Raw genomic sequence first — 11,303 nt, 5'->3', positions numbered from 1 at the left:
ACCGCGGACGGCGGACCGGGGTTTTTTCAACATGACAGAACCAAAAAAAGATGGAACATACCCAACGACTGCATCCTTATCCGCACGGAAAGCCGGATCTATAATATGATTGCGTTTACATCCAGAAATGCAGAAAGAGAAAACACATGGAAAAGGGAGGAAGGACACAAGAGATGAAGCGGACACTGGCACTGATCACCGCGATCATCATGCTGGCATCGCTCCTGGCGGCTTGTGGAGGGGGTAAGAAAGAAAACAACGCGGGATCGGGCTCGAACGGCGGCAACACATCGACGACGACCAACTCGGGCGGTTCGTCGGGTGGCTCCGGCGGCTCGGGCGAAAAGATCACGATCAACCTGTGGTCGTTCACGGACGAGATCCCGAAGATGACGGAGAAATACCTGGAACTGAACCCGGATCTGAACGTCGAATTCAATTCGACGATCATCTCGACGACGGACAACGCGTACCAACCGGCGCTTGACCAGGCGCTGGCGGCCGGCGGCAAGGACGCTCCGGACATCTACGCGGCCGAAGCGGCGTTCGTCCTGAAGTATACGCAGGGCGACATGTCCGACTTTGCGGCCGGCTACGCCGACCTCGGCATCACGGAAGACATGGTGAAGGAAGCCGGCATCGCCGAGTACACGATCGACATCGGCACGAAGGACGGCGAGCTGAAGGCGCTCGGCTATCAGGCGACCGGCGGCGCGTTCATCTATCGCCGCTCGATCGCGCAGGACGTGTTCGGCACGGATGATCCGAACGCCATCAAGAATGAGATCGGTCCGGGCTGGGACAAATTCTTCGAAGCGGCCGAGAAGCTGAAGCAGAAGGGCTACGCGATCGTCTCCGGCGACGGCGACATCTGGCACTCGATCGAGAACAGCTCCGACAAGGGCTGGATCGTCGACGGCAAGCTGTACATCGACCCGAAACGCGAAGAGTTCATCGACCTGTCGAAGCGTCTGAAGGACAACGGCTACCACAATGACACGCAAGACTGGACGGAAGCCTGGTACGCCGACATGAGGGGCGAAGGCCCGAAGCCGGTGTTCGGTTTCTTCGGTCCGGCATGGCTCATCAACTACGTCATCGGTCAGCATGCGCCTGACACCGCCGGTGACTGGGCCGTCACCGAACCGCCGGTCGGCTTCTTCTGGGGCGGCACCTGGGTGCTCGCGAACAAGGAAGTGCTCAAGGACGAAGCGAAGAAGCAAGTTGTCGCCGACTTCATCCGGTGGGTGACGGTGGACACGTCCGACAACGGTCTGCAATATCTGTGGGCCAACGGCCTCATGAACGAAAACGGCACGAAGGACACGGTCGCATCCTCCGTCGTCATGGCGAAGTCGAACGGCGAACTCGATTTCCTCGGCGGACAGAACATGTTCGACGTGTTCGTGCCGGCCAACCAGTTCGCTTCCGGCAAGAACCTGACGCAATACGACCAGTCGATCAACGACATCTGGCGCGCTCAGGTTCGTGAATACACCGCCGGCAACAAGAGCCGCGATCAGGCGATTGCGGACTTCAAGAATCAGGTCAGGGACGAACTCGGCATCGACAGCGAATGACGGGCGCCAAACGGGGCGGGCGGGCAACCCCCGCCCCTTTACATCATTGGGGGTGATTGCGTTTGCGCCGGCGGTCGATCAGCTACTCCAGGTACGGTTTTCTCTTCTGCCTTCCCTTCATATTGGCGTTCCTGGTTTTTTCGCTGTATCCGATTCTGTACACGGCATTTATCGGGTTTACCGATTTGAAGGGCGTCGCCACAAAGGAATTCCACGTGCTGGACGACCCGTTCGAAAACTTCAAGAACCTGCTGTTTGACAACGATCTGTTCCGCAATTCGCTTCTGAACACCGCGATCATCTGGATCATCAACTTCATTCCCCAGTTGGGGATCGCGCTGCTGCTCACCGCCTGGTTCACCAACCGGAGACTCAAAATCCGGGGGCAGGGCGGATTCAAGATTCTGTTCTACATGCCCAACATGATCACGGCCGGCACGATCGCCGTGCTGTTCAGCTCGTTGTTCGCTTATCCCATGGGTCCCGTCAACAGCCTGTACCAGATGCTCGGATGGTCGGATGAGCCGATCAACTTCCTGCTGGACAAGTGGACGGCGAGGGGGATCGTGTCGTTCATCCAGTACTGGATGTGGTACGGCCACACGATGCTGATTCTGATCGCCGGCGTCATGGGTATCAACCCCACGTTGTATGAAGCGGCCGAAATCGACGGAGCCAACGGATGGCAGCAATTTACGAAAATTACGCTTCCGAGCCTCCGGACGATCATGCTGTATATCCTGATCACGTCGATGATCGGCGGTCTGCAAATGTTCGACATTCCGCTGTTGTTCCAGAACGGCGGTCCGGACAATGCGACCTACACCGCGTCGATGTTCATCTACGCGCAGGCGTTCAAGGGGCAATATCTGTACAACCGCGCGGCTGCGGCGAGCATGATCCTGTTCGTGATCGCGGCCGTCCTGTCGGCGATCCTGTTCTATCTGCTGCGCGACCGCGACGCCGCACGGCTCAAGCGGGAAGAGAGAAGGATCCGGAAGGCGGCTGCCAAAGGGGGCGTCATGAATGCATAATACGGCGGTCAAGAAGACCAATTCCTTCGCCCTGCGGCTGAACCGGACGTTCGTTTATATCGTCTGCGTCTTCCTGGCGCTGCTCAGCATCATGCCGTTCTGGATCATGTTCGTGAACGCCACGCGTTCGACGCCGGAGATCCAGTCCGGTATCTCGCTTCTGCCGTCGGGCCATCTGATGCGGAACCTGGAAGTTCTGGTGGGCAAGAGCTTCGACCCGATTACCGGTTTCATCAACTCGTTCACCGTTTCCGCGGGCACGACGATTTGCGCGATCTATTTCTCGTCGCTGACCGCGTACGCGCTCGTGGTGTACAACTGGAGGTTCCGCCAGCCGTTCTTCACCTTCATCGTGCTGATCATGCTGATTCCGGCCCAGGCCAGCGCGGTCGGGTTCTATCAGTTCATGTACAAGATCGGCTGGACGAACAGCTTCCTGCCGCTGATCCTGCCCGCGATCGCGTCGCCGGCCATCGTATTCTTCATGCGGCAGTATCTGCTCGGCGCGCTGCACTATGAAATCGTGGAATCGGCGCGGGTGGACGGTTCCGGCGAGTTCGCCACGTTCAACCGGATCATCCTGCCGATCATGGCGCCGGCCCTGGCAACGCAGTCGATCTTCGTTTTCGTCGGCAGCTGGAACAACCTGTTCATGCCGCTCATTCTCCTGACGCAGAAGGAGAAGTACACGCTGCCGATCATGGTCAACCTGCTGAGGGGCGACATTTACAAGACGGAATACGGTTCGATCTATCTCGGTCTGTCGCTGACGGCGCTTCCGCTGTTCGTCATCTACTTCCTGCTCTCGCGGTACATCATCGAAGGTGTGGCGCTGGGAAGCGTGAAGGAGTAAGGATATGCAGATCGGCGAGGCTGCTCCGGGCCCGGATCCGGGAGCAGCACGCCGATGACCTCCGGCACACGCCGGAGTTTCATGGCCAGGTTTTCCCCTCTCCATTTCATTTCCATATCCGTCTTGAACCTTGCCTAGGCCCGATGCGTCGCGCGCGCGTCGGGCGCTTTTTATGACGGCGGGCTGCGGTGCCCGCAAGCGGAATGCGGCCGCGAAGCCGAAGGCGCGCGCGTCGGCCGCCGCTCAGGCGTCCGGATGCCGCGGACGGAGGCCGAGGGCGTCCAGCGCCGCGATCACCCGGGATTTCAGCGCGCGCTTCGCCTCCGGCTCGAGGAAGGCCGCGTCCGCCGCGTTCAGGACGAGCGCCGCGATCTCCTCCGGCGGCATGCCCAGCCGTTCGTGGAGCAGCCGGTACTCGTCCGCGATGGTCGTGCCCGATACCGTCGGGTTGTCCGTGTTCGCCGTGACGACGAGCCCTTCCGCGGCGTAGCGGCGAAGCGGGTACGCGTCCCAGCCCGGCACCGCGCGCGTCTGAAGGTTGCTGGTGGGGCACATTTCAAGCGGAATCCGGCGTTCCCGGAGCAGGTCGCAGACGTACGGGTCCTCCTGCGCGCGGACGCCGTGGCCGATCCGGACGGCGCCGAGGCGCTCGACGGCTTCGCGGATGCTGTCGGGGCCGGCCGCCTCGCCGGCGTGGATCGTGGCTTTCAGCCCGAGCGCGGCGGCCGCCTCGAACACCCGCCGGAAGGCGGAGGTCGGCCAGCGCGACTCGTCGCCGGCGAGATCGACGGCGGCCACGCCGTCGCCGGCGAAACGGGCCGCCGCCTCGACGGCGGCGATGTTCGTCGCCTCGTCGTGATGGCGCATGCAGATGACGATGGCGCGCGCCGGAATGCCGCATGCATCCTCGCCGCGCCTGAGACCGGCGAGGACGGCGCGGATCGCGCCGTCCGCGGTCAGTCCCTCCCGCGTATGGAGCATCGGGGCGAAGCGAACCTCGACGTAGAGGCCGCCGCTTGCCGCCGTCTGCTGCACGCATTCGAACGCGACGAGCTCGAGCGCTTCGGCATCCTGCAGATGGGGCAGGACGAAATCGAAGCGGGTCAGGTATCCGGTCAGATCGGCGTTGTCGGGCGCTGCCTGCATGTAAGGCCTCAGCCGCCCGGGGTCCCATTCCGGAAGCGCGCGCTTCCGCTCGCGGGCGAGGCGGATCAGCGTCTCCGGGCGGACGCAGCCGTCCAGATGCAGATGAAGGTCGATCTTCGGCATCGCGTCGATCCGTTCCAGGGCTCCGGCCACAGGGAACTCCTCCTCCCGTCATCGGCGCGGCCCGCGCGTCCGGGATCCGCGCCGGAATTTTCCATCATCGTAGCGTTGCGGGCGGGAGGGTGTCAACCGGCTCCGGACGGCTCAAGCATGGACATTCGGACGCGATTTTCGGATAATGGAATTATGATGACAATATTTTGAAACAAGGGGTGGGGGACATGAAGCTGACCTATTACGGCCACAGCTGCGTGTTGATCGAAACGAACGGCAAGCGGCTCGTGATCGATCCGTTTCTGACCGGCAATCCGTCCGCACCGGTCGCCGCGGGCGATATCCGGGTCGACTACGTGCTGCTCACGCACGGGCACAACGATCATGTCGGCGATGCTTTTGAGATCGCGAAGCGCTGCGACGCGGTCGTCATCGCGCCGTTCGAGCTCGCGACCTACGCGGGCTGGCAGGGCTGCAAGAGCCATCCGATGCACATCGGCGGTTCGCATCGGTTCGACTTCGGCACGGTCAAGCTGACGCTCGCGTTCCACGGATCGGGCTACCAGCCGGCGGGCGAGCAGCACTTCGTGTACATGGGCATGCCGGCGGGCCTGCTCGTGACCGCGGAAGGCCGCACGATCTACCACGCGGGCGATACGGCGCTGTTCGGCGACATGAAGGTGATCGGTGAGCGGCATGCGATCGATCTCGCGTTCCTGCCGATCGGCGACAATTACACGATGGGACCGGACGACGCGCTGACGGCAGCGGAATGGCTGCGCGCGAAGCGGGTCGTGCCGATCCACTACAACACGTTCCCGCTCATCGCACAGGACGGGAAGGCGTTCGCCGAGCGGCTGAAGGCCGCCGGCATCGAGGGGCTGCCGCTGGCGCCCGGCGAATCGGTCGAGCTGTGACGGGGCGCGGAACCGGTCCGCGCCATCGGGCCGCGCCGGTCCGATGGACCGGGACAGGCGTGCGGTGCAAGCAGCCGGCGTTTCCGGCGAAAGCGCATTCGTGCCGGATGCCGGCCGCATCCGGCCCCGCGGCGCGCAATCCGTGCATCCGGGAAGGGAGCTGCATCGACTGCGGCCCGCGTGTCCGGCGCGGGCGCATCCGTTCCGGTTGGCGTGAAGGCGGATGCTTCGGGGTTCCATGTCCGGACGGAAGGGGTGAGCGGAGTTGCGGTGCTTGCTGCGCCATTTGAAACCTTATCGTCTGGCCGCGGGGATCGCCCTCATCCTGATGCTGGCGGAGCTCGTCGTCGAGCTGTGGCACCCGGTGCTGATGGCCCGGATCATCGACGAGGGGATTCTGGTCGGGGATACCGTCGCGGTGCTGCGGATCGGCGCCTGGATGACGTGCCTCGCGCTGCTCGGCTTTGCCGCCGGGATCGTGAACAGCTTCTTCGCCGCCCGCGTGAGCCAGGGGTTCGCCCATGACGTTCGCGCCGCGATGTACATGCGGGTGCAGGGGTTTCCCTATGCCGTGTTCGATCGGTTCACCGCGGCGACGCTGATGAACCGGATAACGAGCGACGTCACCCAGGTGCAGAACGCGGTGTTCATGGGGCTGCGCGTCATGTTGCGGGCGCCGCTCCTGATGGTCGGCGGCCTGGTCATGGCGCTGGTCATGAATGTCCGGCTCGGAATGATCCTGCTTCTCATCTCGCCCGTGCTCTTCGCGGTGCTCGTCTGGATGATGAGCCGGGGCTTCCGGCTGTTCCGGGCGGTGCAGGCCCGGCTGGACCGGACGAACGGGCTGCTCCGGGAGAATCTGGTCGGCATGCGGCTCATCCGGCTGATGGTGCGCTACGAGCGCGAGCGCGAGCGGTTCACGGAGGCGAACGCGGATCTGATGGCGCGCACGATCTCCGCGATCCGGGTCGTGGATCTGACGGTGCCGGCGCTGCTCATGGTCATGAACATCGGCATTTTGCTGCTGCTCTGGCTCGGCGGCGGCGAGGTGCAGGCCGGCCGCGCGGAAGTGGGCGGGATCGTGGCGGTCGTCAATTACGCGATGCGCATCATGGCCGCATTCTCGATGCTGTCCTGGATCGTGACGAGCCTGGCCCGGGCCCGGGCGTCGGCCGGCCGGATCGCCGAGGTGCTCCTGACGGAGGCGCGGGAAGCGGCGGTGCCCGAAAGCGCGCCGGATGCGGCGGTCGCCGGGCGGCAGGCCGATGCCGTCAAGCGGGGCGCCGCCGGGCGGGCCGCCGACGGCGGACCGCAAGACGCGCCGGCGCGCGCCGGGGATGGCGGGCGCGGCGCGGACGCGCAAGCGGCGGCCGAAGCGGCGGGTGCGCGTACATCGGCCGGCGCGGCGGATCGCGCCGCCTTCGCCGTCCCGCGGGATGAAGGCGCGGAGGTCGTGTTCGAGAACGTCACGTTCCGATATCCCGGCATGAACATACCGGCGCTCGCGCATGTGTCCTTCACGATCAGGGCGGGACAGACGGTCGCGATCCTCGGCGCGACCGGCTCCGGCAAATCGACGCTTCTCCAGCTCATCCTGCGGCTGTTCGACCCGGACGAGGGCGCCGTGCGCATCGACGGCCGGGACGTGCGGAGCCTGGATCCGGAACGGCTGCGGGCGCAGATCGGCTACGTGCCGCAGGAGGTCGTGCTCTTTTCCGGGACGGTGCGGGAAAACCTGCTCTGGGGCAAGGAGGACGCGACGCGGGAGGAGATCGTGGAAGCGGCGCGCGCCGCGCAGATCCACGAGACGATCATGCGGCTGCCGGAGCAGTACGAGACGGCGCTCGGGCAGAAGGGCGTCAACCTGTCCGGCGGGCAGAGGCAGCGGCTTGCGGTGGCGCGGGCGCTCATCCGGAGGCCGCGGCTGCTCCTGCTTGACGACAGCACGAACGCCCTGGACGCGAAGACGGAGGCGGCGCTGCTGGATGCGCTGCGGTCGTACCGCTGCACGAAGCTCGTCGCCACGCAGAAGATCTCCGCGGCCGCGGGGGCGGATGCGATCCTCATCCTCGAGGACGGCCGGCTTCACGCGTTCGGGACGCACGAGGAACTGCTTCGGACGTCGCCGCTCTATGCGCGCATCGTCAGCTCGCAGTACGGAGAGGAGGCGGCGCGCCATGGCTGACCGCGGCGGCAGGCGGGGGGAGCGGCCGAAGCGGTGGCTGCCGACCCTGCTTCGCATCTGGTCGTATCTGGCCGCGCACAGGGGGCTGCTGGCGGCCATCTTTCTCATGACGGCGGCGGGCTCGACGCTCGGGCTGCTCGGTCCGTACCTGCTGGGACGGGCGATCGACGACTATTTCGTGCCCGGCGATTACGAAGGTCTCGCCGCGCTGATCCTCGTGCTCGGCGCGGTCTACGTCGCGCAGGGCGCAGCCGGCTGGCTGCAGAACTTCTGGATGATCGGCGTCGCGCAGCGCACCGTCGCGAAGCTCCGGGCGGATCTCTTCGACGCGCTCCACCGGCTGCCGATCGCGTATTTCACGAAGCGGCAGCACGGCGAGCTGATGAGCCGGATGACGAGCGACATCGACAACGTGAGCCAGACGCTGAACAGCTCCTTCATCCAGCTCGTCTCCAGCCTGCTGACGTTCGCGGGCATGCTCGGGCTCATGCTCTGGCTCAGTCCGCTCATGACGCTCATCACGCTGACGACCGTGCCGGTGATGTTCGCCGGCATGCGGTGGATCACGAACCGGACCAGCCGGTATTTCCGGGAGACGCAGCGCAATACGGGGGCGCTCAACGGCTTCGTCGAGGAGACGCTGTCCGGCCAGCGCGTCGTGAAAAGTTTCTCGCGCGAGCGCGCCGTCATCGAGGCGTTCAGGGAGAAGAACGACCGGCTGCGCGAATCCGCCTATTGGGCGCAGGTCTACTCCGGCTTCATTCCGAAGCTGATGAACATGCTGAACAACATGAGCTTCGCCGTCATCGCCCTGGCCGGCGGGCTGCTCACGCTGAAGGGGATCGTGTCCGTCGGCATCATCGTGACGTTCGCCGAATACGCGCGGCAGTTCACCCGGCCGCTGAACGATCTGGCGAACCAGTTCAACACGTTCCTGTCGGCCGTCGCCGGCGCCGAGCGGGTGTTCGAGGTGATCGACGAGAAGGAGGAGACGGTCGACGAGGGCGGCGCGAAGCCGATCGGCAAAGTCAGAGGTGAAATCGTTTTCGAGAACGTCTCCTTCGCCTACGAACCGGGCGTGCCGACGATCGAGAACGTGTCGTTCCGCGCGGAAGCGGGAGAAATGATCGCCCTCATCGGCCCCACCGGAGCGGGCAAGACGACGATCGTGCATCTCCTCGCCCGGTTCTACGATCCCGACAGCGGGCGGATCCTGATCGACGGGCGGGACATTCGCGGCGTGACGCGCCGGTCGCTCCGGCAGGCGATGGGGTTCGTGCCGCAGGATGTTTTTCTGTTCGAGGGGACCATCCGGGAAAATATCCGGTACGGCCGGCTTGACGCGACCGACGAGGAAGTCGAGCAGGCGGCCCGGGCGGCGAATGCGCACCGGTTCATCATGAAGCTGCCGCAGGGCTACGATACGATGCTTCGCCCGGACGGCGGCGGCATCAGCCAGGGGCAGCGCCAGCTGCTCGCGATCGCGCGCGTGTTCCTGGCCGATCCGGCGATTCTCGTGCTCGACGAGGCGACGAGCAGCATCGACACGATCACGGAACTGCATATCCGGGAAGCGCTGCAGAGGCTGATGGCCGGGCGCACGAGCATCGTCATTGCGCACAGGCTGAACACGATCCGGCGTGCCGACCGCATTCTGGTGCTGGACAGGGGCCGCATCATCGAGCAGGGGACGCATGAGGAACTGATGGCGCTGTCCGGCTTCTACAGCAGCCTCGTGCGCAGCGGCCGGCAGACGGTATCGGCGGGTGCGGAGTGAAAATGGTGTACGGGAGCGTGCAGCGATGCGGAAACGGAAAGAAGCGGGGAATGGCTGCAGCGTGCCGGACGGGCTGTTCGCCCCGCTCATCCGGCATTCGGATGACATTTACCTCGGACTGGGGCCGGACATGACGATCGAATTCATATCGCCTTCGGTCGAGCGCGTCCTGGGCTACCGTCCGGAAGAAATGACGGGCAAGCCGGGCGTGCTGTACATATGTTCCGACGATCTGCCGCGGCTCGGCATCCATCTCCTTGCCGGGGGAGAAGAGGGGACGGCCGCGGCCGCTGCGGCGGGCGTTCCGCATGTCGCGGAAGTGACGGAGTCGTACCGGTTGAACCATGGCGTGCGGGAGCTCCGGGTGCGGCGGCGGGACGGGCGGTACATCTGGTGCAGCGTTTCCTTCGCCATCGAACGGGACGCGCATGGGGCGGTCGAGCGGATCGTCGCCGTCGCACGCAACATCACGAGGCAGAAGCGGGCGGAGGAGGAGCTCCGGCGCGCCCGGGCCAATCTGCTGCTCGCCCGGCGCTTCGCGGAGTTCGGCTATTTCGAATGGTGCCCCGAAACGAACGAACTGCATTGGTCGGACGAACTGTACGCCGTCTTCGGCGCAAAGCGGACCGACTTCGCGAGCGACCTGGAAGCGTTCGAGAAGCTCGTGCATCCCGAGGACAAGCCCGGCCTGGCGGCGTATTTCCGCGAGCGGGCCCGGAGCGGCGCGGACGGGGAAATGAAATACGAGTACCGCGTCATCGCGCCGGACGGGAACATCCGGACGATGCAGGCGTACGGCCTGTGGATGCGGGATGACTGCCGGAATGCGAACATGCTGGCCGGCATCGTCCGGGACGTGACGATCGAGAACCGGAAAGAGGAATTGCTGCGCACGTCGGAAAAGCTGAAGATGGCCGGGCAGCTGGCCGCCGGGATCGCCCACGAGATCCGCAATCCGCTCACCTCGCTGAAGGGATTCTCGAAGCTGCTGCTCAAGGCGACCGGCGAGCAGGCCGAAAGGTACTACGAGATCATGGACCAGGAGTTCGTCCGGATCGAGATGATCCTCGGCGAGCTGCTCCTCCTGGCCAAGCCGCAGGCCTCCGTCTACCAGGACTGGGATGTCCGCGTGATCATGCACGAGGTCGCCGATCTGCTCAGCAGCCAGGCGATCCTGAACAACGTGATCATCCAGGAGCAGGCGGTCCCGGAGGCGTGCATCGTCCGATGCGACAAAAACCAGCTCAAGCAGGTGTTCATGAACATCGTGAAAAACGCGATCGAGGCGATGCCGACCGGCGGTTTGCTCGCCATTTCGATCGAACGGGAAGGGACGGATGTGCTCGTCCGCGTCACCGACCAGGGCAGCGGCATTCCGGAGGATCATCTTCCACGCCTCGGGGAGCCGTTTTTCACGACAAAGGAGAAAGGCACCGGGCTCGGCCTCATGATGAGCCACAAAATCATCGAAGAGCACGATGGGCAAATCCGTTACGACAGCCGGGAGGGAGAGGGGACGACCGTCACGATCCGGCTGCCGAAGGCCGGCGCTGCACACCGGTAACGGCGCGGGGAGCGCATCCGGTGGCGCGCGGCCCTTTTTTTATGGCTTGTTGTCGCGGCATGGCCGGGGCCGCCTTCGCCGCCATGCGGGCGGAACGGTCCGCGGCGGGCGAATTGACGGGACGGGTTTTGCC

8 protein-coding genes are annotated in these 11,303 nt (G+C 64.6%); 7 read left to right on the top strand and 1 reads right to left on the bottom strand.

Going from position 1 to position 11,303, the window contains the following annotated elements; translation table 11 throughout:
• The first annotated feature begins 173 nt into the window (after positions 1-173).
• From A9Z00_RS01250 to A9Z00_RS01240, 3 genes are all read left to right on the top strand, one after another.
• The gene (locus A9Z00_RS01250) at positions 174-1,580 is read left to right on the top strand and encodes an ABC transporter substrate-binding protein (protein WP_296973514.1); all 1,407 of its coding nucleotides are present in this window, start codon (positions 174-176) and stop codon (positions 1,578-1,580) included.
• Between the two features lie 62 nt (positions 1,581-1,642).
• Positions 1,643-2,614 (top strand): carbohydrate ABC transporter permease, encoded by a 972-nt coding sequence (locus tag A9Z00_RS01245; protein ID WP_296973510.1) that lies wholly within the window; start codon positions 1,643-1,645, stop codon positions 2,612-2,614.
• Positions 2,607-3,467, top strand: a complete 861-nt coding sequence (locus A9Z00_RS01240) for a carbohydrate ABC transporter permease (protein WP_296973509.1) — start codon at positions 2,607-2,609, stop codon at positions 3,465-3,467. The genes A9Z00_RS01245 and A9Z00_RS01240 overlap by 8 nt, the downstream gene beginning before the upstream one ends.
• 243 nt (positions 3,468-3,710) lie before the next feature.
• On the opposite strand, the gene add is transcribed toward A9Z00_RS01240, so the two are convergent.
• Positions 3,711-4,766 carry an adenosine deaminase gene (add, locus tag A9Z00_RS01235; RefSeq protein WP_296973508.1) on the bottom strand — a complete coding sequence of 352 codons (1,056 nt, stop codon included), beginning with the start codon at positions 4,764-4,766 and terminating at the stop codon, positions 3,711-3,713.
• A gap of 188 nt (positions 4,767-4,954) precedes the next feature.
• Between add and A9Z00_RS01230 the strand changes: the two genes are divergently transcribed.
• The 4 genes from A9Z00_RS01230 to A9Z00_RS01215 all read left to right on the top strand — a co-directional run bounded on the left by A9Z00_RS01230 (position 4,955) and on the right by A9Z00_RS01215 (position 11,170).
• Positions 4,955-5,644: a metal-dependent hydrolase gene (locus A9Z00_RS01230; protein WP_296973506.1), complete on the top strand. Its 690-nt coding sequence runs from the start codon at positions 4,955-4,957 to the stop codon at positions 5,642-5,644.
• Positions 5,645-5,918: 274 nt separating this feature from the next.
• Positions 5,919-7,829: an ABC transporter ATP-binding protein gene (locus tag A9Z00_RS01225; RefSeq protein ID WP_296973504.1), complete on the top strand. Its 1,911-nt coding sequence runs from the start codon at positions 5,919-5,921 to the stop codon at positions 7,827-7,829.
• A complete protein-coding gene (locus A9Z00_RS01220) occupies positions 7,822-9,606 on the top strand; it encodes an ABC transporter ATP-binding protein (protein ID WP_296973501.1) in 1,785 nt (594 codons plus the stop codon). The genes A9Z00_RS01225 and A9Z00_RS01220 overlap by 8 nt, the downstream gene beginning before the upstream one ends.
• A 25-nt stretch (positions 9,607-9,631) precedes the next feature.
• Positions 9,632-11,170, top strand: coding sequence for an ATP-binding protein (locus A9Z00_RS01215; protein WP_296973500.1), 1,539 nt, complete (start codon positions 9,632-9,634; stop codon positions 11,168-11,170).
• Positions 11,171-11,303 lie beyond the last annotated feature (133 nt).

The sequence above is a fragment of the Thermobacillus sp. ZCTH02-B1 genome (assembly GCF_002159085.1).
GTDB lineage: Bacteria > Bacillota > Bacilli > Paenibacillales > Paenibacillaceae > Thermobacillus.
The sequence above is the reverse complement of the archived record's forward strand: the minus strand, read 5'-3'. Positions and strand labels throughout refer to the sequence as shown.